General features: G+C 70.8%; 14 protein-coding genes. 10 read left to right on the top strand and 4 right to left on the bottom strand.

What is annotated here, in order from left to right:
- Positions 1–134 precede the first annotated feature (134 nt).
- The 8 genes from LGI35_RS06660 to LGI35_RS06695 all read left to right on the top strand — a co-directional run bounded on the left by LGI35_RS06660 (position 135) and on the right by LGI35_RS06695 (position 13111).
- Positions 135–2738: a PA14 domain-containing protein gene (locus LGI35_RS06660; RefSeq protein WP_227292967.1), complete on the top strand. Its 2604-nt coding sequence runs from the start codon at positions 135–137 to the stop codon at positions 2736–2738.
- Between the two features lie 142 nt (positions 2739–2880).
- Complete coding sequence (locus LGI35_RS06665; RefSeq protein ID WP_227292968.1) at positions 2881–5280, top strand: beta-L-arabinofuranosidase domain-containing protein; 2400 nt, start codon at positions 2881–2883, stop codon at positions 5278–5280.
- Between the two features lie 494 nt (positions 5281–5774).
- Positions 5775–6803 (top strand): LacI family DNA-binding transcriptional regulator, encoded by a 1029-nt coding sequence (locus LGI35_RS06670; protein WP_227300219.1) that lies wholly within the window; start codon positions 5775–5777, stop codon positions 6801–6803.
- 247 nt (positions 6804–7050) lie between these two features.
- Positions 7051–8169 (top strand): aldose epimerase family protein, encoded by a 1119-nt coding sequence (locus tag LGI35_RS06675; RefSeq protein ID WP_227292969.1) that lies wholly within the window; start codon positions 7051–7053, stop codon positions 8167–8169.
- A gap of 191 nt (positions 8170–8360) precedes the next feature.
- The gene (locus LGI35_RS06680) at positions 8361–9458 is read left to right on the top strand and encodes an ABC transporter substrate-binding protein (RefSeq protein WP_227292970.1); all 1098 of its coding nucleotides are present in this window, start codon (positions 8361–8363) and stop codon (positions 9456–9458) included.
- Positions 9459–9559: 101 nt separating this feature from the next.
- On the top strand, positions 9560–11119 hold the full coding sequence (locus tag LGI35_RS06685; protein WP_227292971.1) for a sugar ABC transporter ATP-binding protein: 1560 nt from the start codon (positions 9560–9562) through the stop codon (positions 11117–11119).
- Positions 11112–12074, top strand: coding sequence for an ABC transporter permease (locus LGI35_RS06690; protein ID WP_227292972.1), 963 nt, complete (start codon positions 11112–11114; stop codon positions 12072–12074). The genes LGI35_RS06685 and LGI35_RS06690 overlap by 8 nt, the downstream gene beginning before the upstream one ends.
- Entirely contained in the window at positions 12071–13111 is a 1041-nt protein-coding gene (locus LGI35_RS06695; protein ID WP_227292973.1) for an ABC transporter permease, read from the top strand. The genes LGI35_RS06690 and LGI35_RS06695 overlap by 4 nt, the downstream gene beginning before the upstream one ends.
- An 18-nt stretch (positions 13112–13129) precedes the next feature.
- Here the strand turns inward: LGI35_RS06695 and LGI35_RS06700 are convergent, their stop codons facing one another.
- Together LGI35_RS06700 and LGI35_RS06705 are read right to left on the bottom strand one after the other, a co-directional pair.
- Complete coding sequence (locus tag LGI35_RS06700) at positions 13130–15214, bottom strand: SpoIIE family protein phosphatase (protein WP_227292974.1); 2085 nt, start codon at positions 15212–15214, stop codon at positions 13130–13132.
- Between the two features lie 245 nt (positions 15215–15459).
- Positions 15460–15876, bottom strand: coding sequence for an NUDIX domain-containing protein (locus tag LGI35_RS06705; protein WP_227292975.1), 417 nt, complete (start codon positions 15874–15876; stop codon positions 15460–15462).
- A gap of 511 nt (positions 15877–16387) precedes the next feature.
- Here LGI35_RS06705 and LGI35_RS06710 point away from each other — a divergent pair.
- On the top strand, positions 16388–16984 hold the full coding sequence (locus LGI35_RS06710; RefSeq protein WP_227292976.1) for an ankyrin repeat domain-containing protein: 597 nt from the start codon (positions 16388–16390) through the stop codon (positions 16982–16984).
- 29 nt (positions 16985–17013) lie between these two features.
- Positions 17014–18093 (top strand): YncE family protein, encoded by a 1080-nt coding sequence (locus tag LGI35_RS06715; protein ID WP_227300220.1) that lies wholly within the window; start codon positions 17014–17016, stop codon positions 18091–18093.
- Positions 18094–18126: 33 nt separating this feature from the next.
- Here the strand turns inward: LGI35_RS06715 and LGI35_RS06720 are convergent, their stop codons facing one another.
- Both LGI35_RS06720 and LGI35_RS06725 read right to left on the bottom strand, forming a co-directional pair.
- A complete protein-coding gene (locus LGI35_RS06720) occupies positions 18127–19359 on the bottom strand; it encodes a cytochrome P450 (protein WP_227292977.1) in 1233 nt (410 codons plus the stop codon).
- A gap of 123 nt (positions 19360–19482) precedes the next feature.
- On the bottom strand, positions 19483–20373 hold the full coding sequence (locus LGI35_RS06725; RefSeq protein WP_227292978.1) for a hypothetical protein: 891 nt from the start codon (positions 20371–20373) through the stop codon (positions 19483–19485).
- Between the last annotated feature and the right edge of the window lie 130 nt (positions 20374–20503).

The following is a 20503-nucleotide window of genomic DNA, read 5'->3' on the forward strand; positions in this document are numbered from 1 at the left end:
GTCACCGAGGGTCGTCTTGTCATGACCCTGGACAGCGCACCTGAGGGCGTGCTGTCATGCCAACTGCCCGTTCCTTCCAACGTTGTACAGATGCAGGCAACGAGCCGCCCCCCTTCCTCAGTCAAGGAGGATTCGTGCGCACCAAACGACTCAGAGGCCGACTGGCCATGCTGCTGGCCGCGGGACTGGGCCTCGCGGCACTCACCGTGTCGCCGTCGGCGACAGCGGCCGACGACCCGGTCGAACCCCACGGCCTGAAGGGCGAGTACTACACCCAGTCCGCCTCCGGAGCCTTCGACTTCGCCGAGCTCAAGGCCACCGGCTTCGACCCGAAACTCGACTTCGACACCCTCGAGCCGCGGCTGCGGACGGCCACCGGCCAGGCCGACGACGCCAGTGTGCGCTGGACGGGCAAGGTCGTACCGGAGAAGACCGGCGCGACAACGTTTTCCATCACCGGCGACAACGGCTTCCGGCTCTGGGTCGACGGCAAGCTCGCCATCGACCACTGGGTCGACGACTGGGACAAGGAACAGACCTCCCAGCCCGTCGAGTTGACGGCCGGCAAGGCGTACGACATCAAGGTCGAGTACTTCGAGCACTTCGGCGGCTCGAACCTCCATCTGCGCTGGACCGAGCCGGGCGAGAGCAAGGAGGCGATCCCCTCCTCCGCCTTCCGGCTCCCCGACGGCTGGGACTACGACGGGGCGATATCCACGACCGTCCTCAAGGACGGCCGTACCCTCAAGCTCGACTTCGCGCAGTCCCTCGCGGCCCCGCCGGCCGGCCTCGCGGATCACCTCCAGGCCGTGATCGGCGGCGCCCAGTGGCCGCTGTCCTCGATCAAGGCAGACCCGGCCGACCCCCGCACCCTGCTCGTCGGGCTCAAGGAGCCGGTCGTGGGCAAGAAGGGCGGCGGCGCGTCCGGCCAGGCCGATGTCACGTACGACGGCAAGGGCGGGCTGACCAGCACCGGCGAGAAGGCCGTCGGCCAGTTCTGGAGCAGCGGCCCGAACGACTCCGAGTACGAGCTGCGCACCAAGTGGGCCGACGAGGTGGGGCCGAAGAACGCCCTCCCCGAGTACCCGCGCCCGCAGCTCACCCGGGACGCCTGGCAGAACCTCAACGGCGAGTGGCAGTTCGCCGCGGCGAAGTCCGGTGACAAGCCGCCGGTCGGCAAGCAGCTCGGCGAGAAGATCCTCGTGCCCTACCCGGTCGAGTCACAGCTCTCCGGCATCGAGCGCCACGAGGACCGCATGTGGTACCGCCGCACGTTCACGGTCCCCAAGGGCTGGAAGGTCGGCGACGGCAAGCGCCTCCAGCTGAACTTCGGCGCCGTCGACTGGCAGTCCGAGGTGTACGTCAACGGCAAGAAGGTCGCCGACCACAAGGGCGGCTACGACAAGTTCAGCGCCGACATCACGGACGCGCTGAAGCCGGGGCGCACCCAGGAGCTGATCGTCGGCGTCTACGACCCGACGGACGCGCAGGGCGGCGAGAACCCGCCGGTCGGTAAGCAGCGCCTCGACCCGAGCGGCATCTGGTACACCCCCTCCTCCGGCATCTGGCAGACCGTGTGGATGGAGCCGGTCGCGGCCGACCACGCCGCCGACCTCAAGATCACCCCGGACGTCAAGGCGGGCCAGGCCACCGTCGAGGCCAAGGGCGTACGGGACGGCGTGCCGGTCACGGCGACGGCGTACGACGGCAAGCGCAGGGTCGCCACGGCGAGCGGGGTCACCGGCGCGCCGCTGACCCTGAAGATCGACAAGGCGCATCTGTGGTCGCCCGACGACCCGTTCCTCTACAACCTCAAGGTGAACGTCGGCAAGGACAGCGTCGGCAGCTACTTCGGGATGCGCTCCATCTCCGTGGAGAAGGTGAACGGCACGCCGCGCACCCTTCTCAACGGCAAGCCCGTCTTCATGATGGCCACGCTCGACCAGGGTTTCTGGCCCGACGGGCTGCACACCGCGCCGACGGACGAGGCGCTGGCCTACGACCTGAAGATGCACAAGCAGATGGGCTTCAACTCGGTCCGCAAGCACATCAAGGTCGAGCCCGACCGCTGGTTCTACTGGGCGGACAAGCTGGGTCTGATGGTGTGGCAGGACATGCCGGCCATGAGCGCGGCGCCGGACACGGCCGCGCGCGCCGAGTACGAGCGCGAGATGAAGACGATGATCGACCAGCACAGCAGCCACCCCTCGGTGGTCATGTGGGTCACCTTCAACGAGGGCTGGGGCCAGTACGACGTGGGCCGCATCGCCGAGCAGGCCAAGGCCTGGGACCCGACGCGGCTGGTCAACAACATGTCGGGCCTCAACCTCGGGGCGGACGGCGGAACCGGCGACATCATGGACGAGCACGGCTACCCGAGCCCGGCCCTGCCGCCGCATCCCGACGGCAAGCGCGCCCTGGTCAGCGGCGAGTACGGCGGCCTCGGCCTCGCGGTACCCGGTCACGCGTGGGCTGTGCAGCAGTCGTACGTGGACGTCGACCCGGCGAAGTACACGGACGACTACCTCGCACGGCTCGCCGAGGTGCACAAGCTGGCCTGCCAGGGCAGCAACGGCGCCGTGTACACGCAGATCTCGGACGTCGAGGGTGAGCTCAACGGCCTGGTGACGTACGACCGCAAGATCGTCAAGCCGGATGTGAAGCGGGTGAAGGCGGCGCAGGACGCGCTGATCCGCGACGCCTCGCAGGCGACCGTGGCCGGCTGCTCCGGCAGCTGAGCACGGTCCGGCATGTGCCCGGTCCCCCTTCCGCGCTCCGTCAGGGCGCGGAAGGGGGACCGGGGCGCGGCTCGCCCTTCTTGCGCGAGCGCGGCCGGCCCTTCTCATCCCCCTCCCCGTACCCCCGAACAGGAGCATCCGCATGCCTGTCAGCAGACGCGCTCTTCTCGGTGCCGGCGCCCTGGGCCTGGGCGCCGCGGCCCTCGGCGGCCCGTTCGCCACGTCCGCGGCGGCGGCTTCACGCCCGTCGGCCGGCACGCTGCTCCCGGACGCGTTCCGGAAGCTTCCCTCCGGCAGTGTCACCGCCCGCGGCTGGCTCGCCGGACAGCTGAAGCTCCAGCTCGACGGGCTGTGCGGCCGGTACGAGGACCTCTCGCACTTCCTGGACTTCGACAACACCGGCTGGGTGCACCCCGAGCGGGGCGCATGGGAGGAACTGCCGTACTGGCTGCGCGGCTACGTCCCGCTCGCCGTCGCCACCGGTGACGAGCATGCCCTCGCCCGTTCGCGCGAGTGGATCGACGCGATCCTCGCCACACAGGAGAGCGACGGCTTCTTCGGCCCGCGCGCGCTGCGTACGTCACTCAACGGCGGTCCGGACTTCTGGCCGTTCCTGCCGCTGCTGATGGCGCTGCGGACCTACGAGGAGTACACGCGCGACCGGCGCGTCGTCCCGTTCGTCACGCGCTTCCTGCGCTTCATGAACGCGCAGGGGGCCGGAGCCTTCAACTCCAGCTGGGTTTCCTTCCGTTGGGGCGACGGGCTCGACATCGTGGTGTGGCTGTACCGCCGTACCGGGGAGAAGTTCCTCCTCGATCTGGCGGGCAAGATGCACACCCTCGGGGCTGACTGGACGGGCGGCACGCCCTCGCGCCACAACGTGAACATCGCCCAGGGATTCCGTGAGCCGGCACAGTACGCACAGCTCACCGGCTCGGCCGACCTGACCCGGGCCACCTACCGCGGTTACGACGCCGTGATGGGTGCGTACGGCCAGTTCCCCGGCGGCGGCATGGCGGGCGACGAGAACTACCGTCCCGGCTTCGGCGACCCCCGTCAGGGCTTCGAGACCTGCGGCATCGTCGAATTCATGGCCAGCCATGAACTGCTCACCCGCATCACCGGTGACCCGGTGTGGGCGGACCGCTGCGAGGAACTCGCGTTCAACATGCTGCCCGCGGCACTCGACCCGCAGGGCAAGTCGCTGCACTACGTCACCAGCGCCAACAGCATCGACCTGGACAACACCCCGAAGACACAGGGGCAGTTCCAGAACGGCTTCGCCATGCAGTCCTTGCAGCCCGGCGTCGACCAGTACCGCTGCTGCCCGCACAACTACGGCATGGGCTGGCCCTACTTCAGCGAGGAGCTGTGGCTCGCGACGCCCGGCGACGGCCTCGCCGCCGCCATGTACGCCCCGTGCACGGTCCGTACGCGGGTCGCCGGCGGCACCGAGGTGACCATCGTCGAGGAGACCGGCTACCCCTTCACCGAGACGGTCGAGTTCAGGCTCTCCACCCCGAAGCCGGTGCGTTTCCCGCTCCAGCTGCGTATCCCGGGGTGGTGCCGCGGGCCCGAGCTCCTCGTCAACGGCAAGCGCACGTCGGCGAAGGACGGTCCGGCCTGGGCCGAGGTGGAGCGCACCTGGCACGACGGGGACGTGGTGACGCTGCGCCTGCCGCAGCGCACCTCCGTACGCCACTGGCCCGACAACCACGACGCCGTCAGCGTCGACCACGGACCGCTCACCTACTCCCTGAAGATCGGCGAGCAGTACGAACGCTATGCGGGCGACGACACGTTCCCCCACTACGAGGTGCACGCGACCTCCGCCTGGAACTACGGTCTGTCGCCCGACGCCGGGCTCTCGTTCCGGCGCGACGACGGGCCGGTCGGGGACAACCCGTTCACCCACGGGACGACACCGGTGCACATCACCGCGCGCGCCCGTCGCATCGAGGAGTGGGTCGCCGACGACGAGCACGTCGTCGCGCCCCTGCAGAGCGGACCGGCCCGCAGTGACGCCCCCGTCGAGACCGTGACACTCGTCCCGATGGGCGCGGCCCGGCTGCGGATCACGGCGTTTCCCCAGGCCTCGCCCGACGGCAGGGCATGGACGCCGGAGCCCGCGTTCCGGCGCATCGCCAACAAGCACAGCGGGAAGGTTCTGGCGGTCGACGGCATGTCCACGGAGAACAGCGCCCGCGTCGTCCAGTTCGCCAACTCCGGCACGGGCGACCACGCGTGGCAGCTCGTCGACAAGGGTGACGGCTGGCATCTGATCCGCAACGGCCAGAGCGGCAAGGTCCTCGGGGTCGACGGGATGTCCACGGCGGACAGCGCACACGTCGTCCAGTACGAGGACAACGGCACCGCCGACCACCTGTGGGCGCTCGTCGACAGCGGCGACGGGTGGTACCGGATCCGCAACAAGAACAGCGGCAAGGTCCTCGGCGTGGACGGGATGTCGACGGCGGACAGCGCGCAGGTCGTCCAGTTCAACGACAACGGGACGGACGACCACTTGTGGCGGCTGCTCTGACGTCGTGACCGTTCGTGGCGCGCCGGGGGTATCCGCGGCGCGCCACGGTGTCGGTGCCGGGGTCCTGTGTGTCAGGGGGCGGTGTGGCGGGGTCCTGCACGTCGGGGGTCGCATGTGGCGGGGTCCTGCGCGTCGGGGGCAGTGCACGCCGGGAGTCCTGCACCTCGGTGGTCTCGTGCCTCGTGAGTCCCGTACGTCGGGGGTCGTGTGCGTCGGGACTCCTACACGTCGAGACTCCTGCACATCGGCGCTCTTGTGCCTCCTGAGTCCCGTACGCCGGGGTCCGGTGCGCGAGAGTCCCGTACCCCCGGGTCCCGTTCCCCTGCTGGTCCGGCTGCCGGTGACGGGTGAATCCGTTCCCCTTGCCACCTTTCACCATGCGGACGTATAACGTTGCAAGCCCGGCTCCAGAGCCTTTGCGCCGGGGCCATGGCTCCGGCGCCGTGCGGGCACGCACCGGTCCCGGCGCCCGGCAGGCCACCGGAAGGAATCTTGTGCGGGTCAGCCTCAAGGACGTCGCCGCGCGTGCGGGCGTGTCGATCAAGACCGTCTCGAATGTGGTGAACAACTACCAGCACGTCACCCCCGCGATGCGCGAGCGGGTGCAGCAGGCCATCGACGAGCTCGGCTACCGGCCCAACCTCACCGCGCGGCACCTGCGTCAGGGGCGGACGGGCATCATCGCCCTCGCCCTGCCCGAGCTGGGCAACCCGTACTTCGCCGAGCTCGCGGCCGCGGTGATCGACGCCGCCGCCGTGCACGACTACATCGTGCTCCTGGACCACACGGGCGGCCGGCGCGAGCAGGAGGTCCTGGTCAGCCAGGGATTCCGCGCCCGCGTCATCGACGGCCTGATCCTCAGCCCCATCGAGCTGGAGGCGGAGGACCTCCGTGAGCGCACGGAGAACGTGCCTCTGGTCCTGCTCGGCGAGCGCCACTACGACCTGCCCTACGACCACATCGCGGTGGACAACGTCGCAGCGGCCCGTACCGCGGTCCGCCATCTCATCGATCTGGGGCGCCGCGAGGTGGCGTTCATCGGCGCCCGCCGCGGCCAGAGCCAACCCGCCCACCTGCGTCTTCAGGGGTGGCGCGAGGAGCTTCTCTCGGCGGGCCTGTCGGTGGACGACGGGCTGATCGCGACGACCGAGGGGTGGGGGCACGCGGACGGCGCGGCGGCGATGACCCGGATCCTGGAGACCGGGCGCCGGCCCGACGCCGTGTTCGCGTACAACGACCCCATCGCCATCGGGGCGATGCGGGTGCTGTCGGAGCGCGGCATGCGCGTGCCCGAGGACGTCGCCGTGGTCGGCTTCGACGACGTCGTCGAGGGGCACTTCGGGGCGGTCACGCTCACCTCCGTGTCGCCGGACAAGGAGGCCATCGCGCGGATGGCGGTGGAGTCGGTCCTCGCCCGGCTCAGCGGCCAGGCGCCCGAACCCCGCCGCGTCTGGGCGGACTACCGGCTCATCGCGCGCGAGAGCACGCTGGGGCGCAGCACGCAGGCCGGGCGGAGCACGTAGGCCGGGCGGCGGGACCGCGTGCCCGTGCCGGCCGGTAAAGGGACTTCCCGCCGAAATCCCCGACCGGGCAGCCGCCCGATGACCGCCGGATATCCGAAAGACCTGAGCAGATACCTGTACCGGCTCCTTACAACGTTGTAATGTCCAGGCATCCGCAGCTGCCGGTCTCCGGCTCCGTCCGCGCCCCGTCGGCATCGCCCGCGTCCGGCGCCGGACAGAGCCCGGCCCTCACCCCCGCGAGGAGCCCATGTCCTTCGCCGCCCCTTTCCCGGCACCCTTCGGTGCCACCCCCTCGGGCCTCCCGGTCGAGCGCTGGACTCTGCGCAGCGCGAGCGGAGTTGAGGCCGCCGTGCTGACGTACGGCGCCGTACTGCACTCCCTGCGTGTCCCCGGCCCCGAACGCCGGCCGCCCGCCGAGGTCGTCCTGAGCCTCCCGGACGTGAAGCACTACGCCACCCACGGCGCGTATCTCGGCGCCGTGGTGGGGCGGTTCGCCAACCGCATCGCCGCGGGCACGTTCACCCTCGACGGAACGCGGCACCGCATCCCCGGCAACGACCGGGGCAACTCGCTGCACGGCGGAGCCGACGGGTTCGACCGCCGATTGTGGCGTGCCGAGCCGTGCGAACGGCCCGACGGCGCCGCGAGTGTGCGGCTGAGCCTGGACAGTCCGCACGGCGACCAGGGCTTTCCCGGTTCGCTCCAGGTGTCCGTCACCTACACCCTCGCGTCCGACGGATCCCTGACGCTCGACTACCACGCCGTCACCGACCGCCCCACGCCCGTCAATCTGACGCACCACGCCTACTTCAACCTCTCCGGCAACCCGGACCGAGGGGTGCTCGACCACCTGCTGACCGTGGACGCCGCCGCGTATCTGCCCATCGACGAGACGGGCCTCCCGCTCCCCGGAGCGCCCGCACCGGTGGCCGGTTCGCCGTTCGACTTCACCCGGGCACGACGGATCGGCGCGCGGATCACCGAGCCCGACGAGCAGTTGGCGCGCGCCGGCGGCTACGACCACTGCTGGGTGCTCGACGACCACGACCGTTCGCCCGGCTTCGGAGACAGGGAGTTGAGCCTGCGCCGCGCGGCCCGCCTGGAGGACCCCGGCAGCGGGCGCGTGCTCGAAGTGCACACCAGCGAGCCGGGGCTCCAGGTCTACGCCGGACAGCAACTCGACGGCACGTTCGGCGACTTGCTGGGGCGCAGGCTGGGCGCCCACTCGGGCCTGTGCCTGGAGACGCAGCACTTCCCCGACTCCCCGAACCGTCCCGACTATCCGAGCACCGTCCTGCGCCCGGACCGGGCCCTGCGCAGCCGGACCGTGCTCGGCTTTCCGCACCTCACAGCGGTCGCACGTTGACCACGGTCGGACGGCCCGCCCGAATCACAGGGCGGTCACGTCCCGCACAAAGGCTTTACACCCTCCTTTCAACGATGTAAAAACTCCTGCGGGCGGACCAGTCGAGGCTCTCGCCTCGTCGAGCCGCATACGCGCCGCCCGCGCTGCTCCTGCCAACCCTCCGTCGCCGCGCCACCCGGATCGGGGTCACCATGAAGCACTTCACCCACCGCCGTCACCTCACCGCCCGCCCTGTGATCGTGGCCCTGGCCGCCGCCATGGCCCTCACCGCCTCCGGCTGCGCCAAGTCCGAGGACGACGCCGCGAACAAGTCCGACTCCTCCGCGTCCGCCGCCGACGCGGGCCAGAAGGTCGTCACGCCGAAGCCCGGCAGCAAGGGCTGCACGATCGACGCGTACGGCGGGAAGAAGCTCGACCTCAAGAACGCCACGGTCGGCTTCTCGCAGTCCGAGAAGGAGGCCAACCCCTTCCGGATCGCGGAGACGGCCTCGATCAAGGCCGAGGCGAGCAAGCGCGGCCTGAAGCTGCTCACCGCCAACGCCCAGTCGCAGTTCTCCAAGCAGATCAGCGATGTGCAGGACCTTCTCGCCAAGGGCGCCGACCTGCTGGTGATCGCCCCGCTCAACTCGGACGGCTGGGAGCCGGTGTTGAAGGCCGCCGCGGCCAAGAAGGTGCCGATCGTCACCATCGACCGCAAGATCAACGCCACGGCGTGCAAGGACTACGTCAGCTTCATCGCGTCGGACTTCGTCGACCAGGGCAAGCGCGCCGCCGACCAGATGATCGAGGCGACCGGCGGCAAGGGCGAGGTCGCGATCCTGCTCGGCGCCGCGGGCAACAACGTCACCACCGAGCGCACCAAGGGCTTCAAGGACCGCATCAAGGAGAAGGCCCCGGACCTCAAGGTCGTCTTCCAGCAGACCGGCGACTTCGCCCGCGAGAAGGGCCAGCAGGTCACCGAGCAGCTGATCCAGTCGAAGCCCGGCATCAAGGGGATCTACGCCGAGAACGACGAGATGGGCCTCGGCGCGGTCGCCGCGCTCAAGGGCGCCGGCAAGAAGGCCGGTGACGTGAAGATCGTGACGGTCGACGGAACGCGCAACGCGGTCCAGGGCATCGTCGACGGCTGGATCAGCGGTGTCATCGAGTCCAACCCGCGCTTCGGCCCGCTCGCCTTCCAGACCCTCGACACGTTCACCCAGGGCAAGGAAGTCCCCCAGGACGTCATCATCCAGGACGGGGCCTACGACGCGAAGAACGCCAAGTCGGACATCGGCAAGGCCTTCTGACGCAGTTTCAGGCGGGCGGAGGGTGGGCCCGAACCGGCCCACCCCCGCCCCTGATCCACTCCCCTCCCCTGCCCTAGCCCTCACCCACCCTGGAGGCACAGGTGGCTCCCTCCGCCGAAGTCCTCACCGTCCGCGGACTCAGCAAGTCGTTCCCCGGTGTCCGGGCCCTGGACGATGTGGACCTCGCGCTGCACGCCGGTGAGGTCCACGCCCTGATCGGCGAGAACGGCGCCGGCAAGTCGACGCTCATCAAGGTGCTCACCGGTGTGTACCGGCCCGACGCGGGAGACATCACCTTCCAGGGCCGCCCGGTCTCCTTCGCCACGCCGCTGGAGGCCCAGCACGCGGGCATCTCCACGATCTACCAAGAGGTCAACCTCATCCCGCTGTTGAGCGTGGCCCGCAACCTCTTCCTGGGGCGCGAGCCGCGCAACCGGTTCGGGCTGCTCGACTTCGGCCGCATGCACCGCGAGGCCGAGGAGACGCTGCGCGCGTACGGGGTGCGGGTGGACGTGCGGCAGCCGCTGCGGACGCTGGGCGTCGGCGCCCAGCAGATGGTGGCCCTGGCCCGGGCCGTCGCCACCGACGCGCGTGTCGTCATCATGGACGAGCCGACCTCCTCCCTCGAACCGCGTGAGGTGGAGACCCTGTTCGAGGTGATCCGCCGGCTGCGCGCAGACGGGATCGCCGTCATCTACGTCAGCCACCGGCTCGACGAGCTGTACGCGATGTGCGACACGGTGACGGTGCTGCGGGACGGCTGCCGCGTGCACACCGGACCGCTCGCCGATCTGGACCGTCTCACCCTGGTGTCCACGATGCTGGGGCGTGACCTGGGCGAGGTCCGCAGTGAGGGCCTGACCAAGTTCACCGGCGACCACCATGCCGCCGACTCCGAACCCGTTCTCAGCGCACGGGATCTGACAGTTCCTCACAAGCTGCACGGGGTCTCGCTGGACATCCGTCCCGGCGAGGTCGTCGGTCTGGGCGGGCTGCTGGGTTCGGGGCGCACGGAGACCGCGAAGGCGATCTCCGGCGCGCTGGCGTCGAAGGCGGGCAGCGTCACGGTGGCCGGTGTCCCGCTGCGCGCGGGATCCACGCCCGCCGCCATCCGCGCCGGCATCAGCCTGCTGCCCGAGGACCGCAAGAGCGAGGGCATCGTCCCCGGGCTCTCCGTGCGCGAGAACATCGCGCTGGCCGCGCTGCCGAGGCTCTCCCGCTTCGGTCTGGTCTCCGAGGCCCAGGTCGACAAGATCGTGGACACCTTCGTCAAGAGGCTCCGTATCAAGGCCTCCTCGCCGCACCAGAAGGTCGGCGAGCTGTCCGGAGGCAACCAGCAGAAGGTGCTCCTGGCCCGCTGGCTGGCCATGAACCCCAAGGTGCTGCTCCTGGACGAGCCCACGCGCGGTATCGACGTGGGCGCCAAGGCCGAGGTGCAGAAGCTGGTCGACGAACTGGCCGAGGACGGCCTCGGTGTCCTGCTCATCTCCTCCGACCTGGAGGAACTCATCGAAGGGTCCGACCGCGTGGTCGTGCTGAAGGACGGCGCGGTCGTCGGCGAACTGACCGGCGACGACGTCACGGAGGACAAGCTGATGCAGACCATCGCGGCGGGCAGCCCCGCCCCCGATGCCGCCAGGGAGGTGACCCGCCATGGCTGAGGCCGCGATACGGCCGGCCGGCCTCGACCGCGCCCGCGTCCTGCAGTGGATGCAGACGTACGGCGTGTACGCGGGCGTGGCCGTGCTGCTCGTCGTCAATGTCGCCGTCACCCCGCACTTCCTGTCCGCCGAGAACTTCCGGACGCAGGCCGTGCAGGTCGCGCCCGTGATCATCGTCGCGCTCGGCATGGCCCTGGCCATCGGCACCGAGGGCATCGACCTGTCCGTGGGCGCCGTCATGGCGCTCGCGGCCTCGGTCACGGCCCTCTATCTGGGGTACGGGCTCGTGCCGGCCCTGCTCACGGTGGCCGTGTTCGCCGCCGTGGTGGGCCTGGCCAACGGGGCGCTGGTCGCCTGGGTCGGCGTCCAGCCGATCGTGGCCACGCTCGCCCTCATGGTCGGCGGCCGCGGCATCGCCCTGGTGCTGCTGCCACAGCTCAAGGACCTGCACAACCCGGCGCTCGCGTCGCTCGGTTCTGGTGACGTCCTCGGCATCCCGTACCTCATCGTCATCGCCGCCGCGCTCGCGCTGCTGGTGGCCTTCGTCATCCGGCGCACCACCTTCGGGCGGCAGTTGCTCGCCATCGGCGACAACCGGGCGGCGGCGAAGCTCGCGGGGCTGCCGGTGCGCCGGGTCCTGATGCTCGTCTACGTGGCGTGCGCGCTCCTCGCCGCCGTCGCGGGTGTGCTCGCGACCGCGCGGCTCCAGGCCAGCGATCCCACGTCGCTGGGCAATCTGATGGAGCTGTCCGCGATCACCGCGGTGGTGGTCGGCGGCACCCCCCTGAGCGGCGGCAGGGTCAACATCGCCGGAACGGTGGCGGGCGCCGTCCTCATCCAGCTGCTCACCGCCACCCTCATCAAGCACGATCTGCCGCCTTCGTGGACGCAGATCGCGCAGGCCATCGTGATCGTGCTGGCGGTGTACGCGGCGCGCGGACGGGGGAAGCGATGACGGCGACCAGGACGGAGACGGAAGAGGCCGTGGCCCGTACGGAGAAGGAACTCCTCGACGCGGCCGATCCCGTGGGCAGCAGTCGCTCCGAGCGGCTGAGCGCGCTGGTCCAGCAGCACGGCGCGCTGGCGGTCCTCGTGATCGTGTCGGCGGTGGCGTCACTGAGCTTCGACTCGTTCGCCACCGGGGACAACTTGTCCAACATGGCGACGAGTTCGGCGTTCCTGGCGGTCGTCGCGCTCGGCATGACCTTCGTCATCATCACCGGCGGCATCGACCTGTCCGTCGGCTCCCTCTTTGCTCTGGGCGGCGTTCTGGCCGCGTGGGGTTCGCAGTACGGCACCTTGGTGGCGCTCCTGCTGCCGATGGCGGTCTGTGGTCTCATCGGTGTGGTCAACGGCCTGCTGATCGCCCGCTCGCGGCTCGCTCCCTTCATCGTCACGCTGGCCGCGATGCTGGGCGCGCGCGGCCTGATGCTGTCCCTCACCGACGAGGGCGCCGACACCTATCTCGTCGCCAAGGGCTCGTTCCTCGCGGAGCTCGGCCAGGGCACGACCCTCGGCCTCGGCAACCCCGTGTGGATCACCCTGGTCCTGTTCGTGGCGGGCGCGGTGGTCCTTCGCCGCAGCCGCTTCGGCCAGCATGTCTACGCGGTCGGCGGCAACGAGGACGCGGCCGCTCTCATGGGTGCTCCCGTGGCCCGCACCAAGATCATCGTCTATACGCTGTCCGGCGTCCTCGCGGGCCTGGCCGGCGCGCTCAACGCCGCCTGGCTGGCCTCCGGCGTCACGATTCTCGGCAACGGCATGGAACTGGAGGCCATATCCGCGGTCGTCATCGGCGGCACGCTGCTGACCGGCGGCCTCGGCTATGTCAGCGGCTCCCTGGTGGGCGTACTGCTCCTGAAGGTCATCCAGAACGTCATCAACCAGATCGGCTCCCTCGACTCCTCCTACCAGCAGGTCGTCAGCGGCGCGTTCCTGGCGGTCGTGGTCATCGCGCAGACGTGGCTCGGCCGCAGGCGGCAGTTGCTGTGACCGCTGGGCACCGTGCCCCTACCCCGTGGTGCCGAGCGGGCGGGCCCGGGCGATCAGGAGGGCCACGTCGTCGTGGTCGTCCTGATCGCGCAGTGCGACCAGGAGGTGGTCGCAGACCTCGTCCAGGGACCCCTGCGGGTCGGAGAGCAGAGCGAGCAGGGTGTTGATGCGGGCGTCTATCGCGTCGGAGCGCGTCTCGATCAACCCGTCGGTGTAGAGCACGAGTTGGTCGCCGCACTCCATCCTCACGGTCGTCTCCTGGAAGGCGATGTCGCCGACGCCGAGGGGTGTTCCCGAGGGCAGGTCGAGCAGTTCGGGGCGCCCGCCCGGTTTGACCAGGATGGGCGGCAGGTGGCCCGCGACGGCGATCCGGCACTCGCCGCTGTGCGGGTCGTACACGGCGTAGATGCACGTGGCGAACGCGGGGTCGAGTTCGGCGGCGGTGTGGTCGAGATGGCGCAGCACTTCGGCCGGTGCGAGGTCGAGGTCGGCCAGTGTGCGGGTGGCGGTGCGCAGTTGGCCCATGGTGGCGGCGGCGTTTATGCCGCTGCCCATGACGTCGCCGATGACGAGGGCGGTCTTGTCCCCGGCCACCGGGATGGTGTCGAACCAGTCGCCGCCGATCTCGCTGGCCGACTGGGCGGGCTGGTAGCGGTAGGCGATCTCCAGGCCGGGCCTGCGGGGCGGCCTGGGCGGGAGCAGGTGGCGCTGGAGGGTCAGGGCGGTGCGGCGTTCGCTCTGGTACGAGCGGGCGTTGTCGATGCAGACCGCCGCTCGGGCGGCCAGTTCACCGGCGAGGACGACGTCGTCCTCGTCGAACGGCAGCGCGTTCCTGGCGCGGCCCAGGTCCAGCGCGCCGAGCACCTCGCCGCGCGCGATGAGCGGCACTGCCAGATAGGAGTGCAGTCCCGCGCGGGACAGGACCCGGGCGGCCTCCGGATCGGGGGCGATGCGCTCCAGGTCCTCCTCGCTCACGTGCTCCACCAGCACCGGCCGCCCTGACGTCACGCACTGCGTGATGTACCGGTCGGCCGCGTAGCTGGCGATCTGCCCCGGGGTGTCGGCGGCGTGGAGCGCGTTGGTGGAGTAGGCCGCCGTGACCGCCAGCGCCCGGAACAGAGCGGGTCCTCCTGCAGTGGGGGTGGCCTGGCGCCGGCCGAGGAGCACGGCGTCGAGGATGTCGACCGCCGCCAGGTCGGCCAGCTCGGGGACGACCACCGACGCCAGTTCGTGCGCGGTCTGTTCGACGTCCAGGGTGGTTCCCACGGTCGTGGACGCGTCGGCGATGACGGCCAGGCGCCGGCGGGCCCGGGCGGCTTCCTGCGAGGCCCGGTGCTGTTCGCTCACGTCCACCACGGAGATCGCGAGGCCGAGGACCCGGCCGACCGGGTCGTCCAGCCGGTAGTAGGACACCGACCAGGCGTGTTCCACGTCGGTGGCGCCGCCGGGGCGGCCGACGGTGAACTCGTTGAGGAGCGGGACGCCGGTGGCCAGGACCTGGCGCATGGTGGACGTGATGGCTTCGGTGTCCAGGAACGGAAGGGCCTCCCCGACACCGCGGCCGATGTGCTGCTCGGCGGGCAGGGCGTTGATCCGTTCCAGCGCGGGGTTGACCATCACGTAGCGCAGGTTCGTGTCGAGGACCGCGAGGCCGATCGGTGACTGGGCCACGAGTTGCACGGACAGCGCGAGGTCCCGCTCGACGCTGCGCAGGAGGGCGCGGTCGCTGGCGATGCCCAGGGCGTAGACGTCCCCGAGTTCGTCGTGGAGCCGCATGTTGCGGAACTCCACCAGGCGGGTGCTGCCGTCCTTGTGGCGTACGGGGAAGACACCTGCCCAGCTCCGGCCGCTCTCCATGACCTCGGCGAACAGGCTGAGCACGAGATCGACGTTCTCCGGGGCGACCAGGAGCTGGGCGGCCCGCTGCCCGAGCGCCTCGTCGGCGCTGAACCCGAACAGTTCCTCGGCCTGGGGGCTCCACAGGCTGATCCGGCCCTCGGCGTCGACCATCACCGCGGCAACCGCCAGGGCATCCAGAAGGCCGCCGGGCTCGGATACCGTGCCCGCCGTCAGGCTCGTCCGCGACGATCCGATCGCATCCATCCAGACACCTCCCCAGAATCGCCGGGGTCCGAGGGACGGCTGAAGAAGATCAGCCCGGTTCGGGATGTCATCGACTCCATCGAGGACGAGTATGTTGTCAGCCGGAGCCCCGGCGTGTGGCGCGGTCCAGATTCTCGGCCATGCTGCCTCCAGACTCCCCACGGCATTTTATGCCCCTTTCCCGGGGAAGGTCATGTTCGCTTCCTCCGCTGCTGGTGGGCCGTACCCACGCAGGGCCGGTGGATCTATCGGGTGCCGATCATCGCCAGACTGTCGACCGCCGCGGGGGACAGCAGCGATTCCCGCAAGCCGGACAGGGGCATCCAGGTGACGGCGCTGGTGGAGTCGTCCGCCTTGGTCACTCGGACGGGACCGGGCTTGAGGTCGACGCGGTAGAAGAGCCCCACCAGATGCCAGTCGATGCCGAGCCGGTGAGCGGTGTACGCCCGCGCGTCGACCAGCCGGGCGTCCAGGAGTTCCAGGCCCGTCTCCTCGTACAGTTCGCGCCCCAGCGTCTCGTGCGGCTGTTCCCCCGGGTCGATCCCGCCACCGGGCAGGTGCCACAGGCCGGGCTCGAAGACCGGTGAGCTGTCCGCGAGTTGGGTCAGCAGCAACTGCTCCTCCATGACAGCGATCGCATACGCCGAGACTCGCGAACGCATCTGACCTCCCACGTTGCACCACTGCGGACATCACCGTCCTCGATGACGGCCGATGTAGGGGAACAACCTATCGATCACGCGCCCCGCGCGGTCAGGAATCCCGCCGAACCTACAGAGCCCGCACAACGCGTCAACGTGACACGCCGATCGGCCACGTGCGGGTGCCCTGCGCGCCCATGGCAGAACATGGCACATGCCGGCTCGTTGAGATACCCGAGGACGTCTTCGGGTTCCTGTCGTGGCGACGGCAACCGGTGCACACCCTGAGGGCGGGCCTCCATCACGGCCCCCTCCGCTCCCCCGCCGGGTACGGAGGGGGCCTTCCTCTTCGTTCCGTCCGTCGGCCGGCCCCGTGGGCATCAGCCGATCGGTGGACCCCGGTGTCGTCCGTAGAGGTCCCTCGGCGCAGACGGCAGGCCGACCGGTGAGCGCGGGACGTGGCCGGAGAATGGACTCCGGAACGGACATCGCAGGCGCCCCCGTTCCTTCCCTACGGACTTGGAGCACCGAGATGCACGACCGCGACCGCCGACTCCTGGAGGCCGCCCGGCGCGGTGACGCCGCCGAGGTGCGCGCGGCCCTTGACGCCGGGGCCTCGGTGGCGACCTGTGACGAGGAACTGCGCTCCCCGCTGCTCCTTGCCGCTCTCAATGATCACGTCCAGGCCGCGCGGGTCCTGGTCTCGGCCGGTGCGGACCCGGACGCCCAGGACCGGCGGCACGACAGCCCGTGGCTCGTCACCGGCGTGACCGGCAGCGTCGCGATGATGCGCGTCCTCCTCCCGGCGGCCCCCGATGTCACTCTGCGCAACCGCTACGGTGGCGTCTCGGTGATCCCCGCGAGCGAGCGCGGTCACGTCGCGTACGTGAGGGCGGTGCTCCGGGAGACGGACATCGACGTCAACCACGTCAACGATCTCGGCTGGACCGCGCTCCTGGAAGCCGTGATCCTCGGCGACGGGGGCCGCGCGCACCAGGAGATCGTGGAGCTGCTGCTCGCGGCGGGCGCCCGCCCGGACCTCGCGGACGCGGACGGCGTCACGGCCCTGGAACACGCGGAACGGCGTGGCTTCGACGCGCTCGCGGCGCTGCTCAGGGCGGCGGCGTGACGGCCCGCGCGCGCGGCGCGCTCGGGGCGATGGCCGTCGTCCTCCTCGCGGCGGGGTGCACGGCGACCGGCGCCGCCGGCTCCACGGCGTCCGCGCCCCCGGCCGCCACCGCCACCCCCTCGGCGCCGGCGCCCGCGCGCACCGTTCAGGGCACCTTGCTGGTGGCCGACTTCGGCAGCGACACGGTCACGTTCGTGGATCCGGAGCGCGGCACACTCGGCTCGGTGAAGGTGGGCACGGCACCGTACGGGCTCGCCGTCGGCAAGGACGGCCGGGCCTGGGTGGCGACGGCCGAAGGAGTGGCCGTCGTCGACACCGAGACGCGCGAGAACGTCGGCCGCATCCCGTACACGACGGAGACCGGCCCCGCCACGACCGGCGAGTACCGCGGCGGCGGCATGGGCATCGCCCTGGCGCCCGATGGAAAGCATGTCTACGTGGGCGTCAACGTCCCTGACGAGGAAGGGGTGTTGGAGGTCATCGACACGGCGACACGGAAGGTCACGGACACCGTCCCGGTCGGCCGTCGCCCCTTCGATGTCGACGTCTCGCGCGACGGCGGCGAGGTGTACGCCACCGGCCACGACTCGTTCGACGTGACCGCCGTACGCGCCGACACGCTCGCCCCGCGCCGGTTCGAGGTCGCGCCGTACGGCACGGAGGGCGGACTCGGCTCGTGGCTGAAGCCGCACTACGCCGCCGTGCGCGACGACGGGAAGCTCCTGCTGCCCTTCGAGGGCGAGAAGCTGGCCGTACTCGACCCGCGCACCGGCAAGGTCGCCGTCGAACCGATGACCGCCGACACGCACCAGCACGGCGCCCGGCTCACCCCCGACGGCACCCTGCTCGCCGTCGGCACGGGACCGATCAGCGCCGGCGACAACGACGCCTCGCTGACGATCCGCACCACCGACGGGAAGGAGCGCGTCGTCCCCCTCGACGGCCCGCACGAGGACGTCGCCACGTCACGCGACGGCCGCACCGCCTACGTCACCGGGGGCTTCACCCGGGACGGATTCTGGGACGGGATCACCGTCGTGGACCTGAAGAGCGGGGACACCCACCGGCTGCCCGCAGGTCATCGGCCGCTGGGCATCGCCGTACTGTGACCGGGTCCCGCCCCGAGCGCGTCCGGGCCTGACTCAGATGCGGACCGGCAGCGCGATCGGGTAGGTGCCGTCGCCCGCGAATCCGACACGCTCGACGGCGTCCCGGTCGACGGCCAGCTTGAGACCGTCCCGGCGCAGGAACAGCTCGTCGAGGATCACCTCGGTCTGGAGGTTGGCGAGCGCGGCGCCGATGCAGCGGTGCGCGCCGTGCCCGTACGCGATGTGCCCGGCTCCGCGCGCCACCTCGCGCGTGAGGTCGAGCCGCGTGGCGTCGTCGAAGGTTCCCGGGTCGCGGTTGGCGGCGAGCAGACCGCTCGTCACGCCCTCCCCCTGGCGTACGAGGACGCCGCCGAGTCGCACGTCCTCGGTGGCGTACAGGGTGGCGCCGACCCGCACCGCGGACACGTGACGGAGCAACTCCTGGACGGCGCGCGGCAGCAGGTCGCGCTCCGCCCGCAGCCGGGCCGCCTCCTGCGGGTGGTCGAGGAGGGTGAGGACCGCGTCGGTGATGAAGAACGCGGGCGGCGCGATACCCGTGTTGATCAGCAGGAAGACGAGCGCGATCATCTCCTGGCGCGTGAGGCGCTGCCCCTCTGCCACCGTCGCGCTGGAGCGCAGCAGATCGGAGACCAGGTCCTCCCTGGGCGCCGGGCCACGGAGGTCGAGCAGTTCGCCGATGTACTCGGCGAGGTGGTCGATGCCGGGCAGGAACCGGTCCGGCTCACCGGACTCGTAGTCCCTGATCCAGCCGCTCACCTTCGGCCGGTCGGCCACGTCCACGCCGATGATCTCGCAGATGACGTCCGTCATGACCGGGTACGCGAAGGCACTCAGGAGGTCGAACTGGTCGCCCTTCGAGGCGAGTTCACCGGTCACGTCCTGCACGATGCGCTCGATGCGCGGACGCAGCGCGGCGATCCGGCGCGGCGCGAAGGCCCGCATCACGTGCGTGCGCAGGCGGGTGTGCTCGGGCCCGTCGACCATCACGAGGATCTCCAGGTACTGCCGGTACTCCGGCGGCAGCCCCGCGTCGTCGAGCAGTTCCGCGCCCACACCTGCGCCCTGCGCACCCGGAACCCTCGCCAGGTCCCGCACGAAACGGGTGTCGCCGAGCGCCGCCTTCACCACGTCGTAGCGCGTGGCCAGCCACACGGGGGTCGTGGTCCCCGGGAGCGTCGCCCGCACCAGCGGTACGCCGTGTCCGTGCGACGCATCGTCGATCTGAGTGTGGGTCAGTTCCAGTGGTGCGGCGGCCGGATCGGTCATGTCCTCACTCCGTTTCGCGAGCACGTATCCCCTGACGTGATCTCGGTCGCCAGCATCCAATAGAACATGGGTACGGGTGGGTGGCGTGACCAGTTCGTGATCCGAAGGGGGCCGCCCTCGCGCTCAGCCACCGGAATCGCCTCCGGAGAGCCTTTCGACGGCCCGGGACGCACTCGCCGACTTCCGCCGGGCGGCCTTCTGTTCGCGTGCGGCGTCCCGGACCCGTACGGACGCCTCGTCCGCAGCCTCGGCAGCGGTGCGCCGCTCCTCCTCGGCCTCCCCGAGCTGGGCCGTCAGGAGTGCGACGCGTTCGTCCGCCGCGGACCGGCGGACGGTGGCCTGCTCGTGCTCCTCCTCGGCCCGCCGCACGTCGTCGTCGCGGCGGCTCGACTCGGCCGCGGCCTCGGTGGCCGCCTTCATCGCCTCCTTGAGGCGGGCGCGGCGCTTCTCCTCGGCGGCGTCGGGGGCCCTTCTGATCGCGGGAGCCGGGGTGGGCTTTTCGGGCTTCGCGCCCTTCGTCGACACCTGTGCCAAAGGCGCCGCACCGGGGAAGTCCGTGGACATGGCAGGGACCTTCGTCAGCCTGCCGGTGGCCCACTGCTCGGCGACCTCCGGATCGGCCAGCGCCGCACGGAGGATCTGTTCGACCTCGTGCAGAACGCTCGGGCTCACCGGCAGGCCGGCCTGCCTGGCGAGGCCACCCGCCTGTCGCGCGAGGCCCGCGATCACCACGTGCTGCCGATGGCTGAGGGTGCGGAACTGCTCCGGGTCGAGCGTACGGTGCGCTTCCCGCAGCGCCTCCGCGAGCTCGAGGAGCTGCCGCGCCTCCTCCTTCTGCCGAGCCAGCAGGTTCGACACCCAGGCGGCGAGAGTCGGCTTGTGCAAGGCGGCAATGCGCCGCGCGGTGGCCGCGTCACCGGCGCGTCTCGCCTCGGCGACCTGCGCGTTGCGCGCGGCCGTGAACTGTACGGGCGGCAGGCGGTAGAGCTCCTCGGCGACATCATCTGCGTCCACATGTCCACTCTGCCGTGCGGACGGCGCAGGCGGCCGAGACGCGCCGGTCGCCCTGGTGCACCCGCCACCGCGCCGTCGCACCGAGCGCCGGCGAACGTGTCGCGCTCGGCACGAGGCCGGCACACGTCGA

This window comes from Streptomyces longhuiensis (assembly GCF_020616555.1).
Classification (GTDB): domain Bacteria; phylum Actinomycetota; class Actinomycetes; order Streptomycetales; family Streptomycetaceae; genus Streptomyces; species Streptomyces longhuiensis.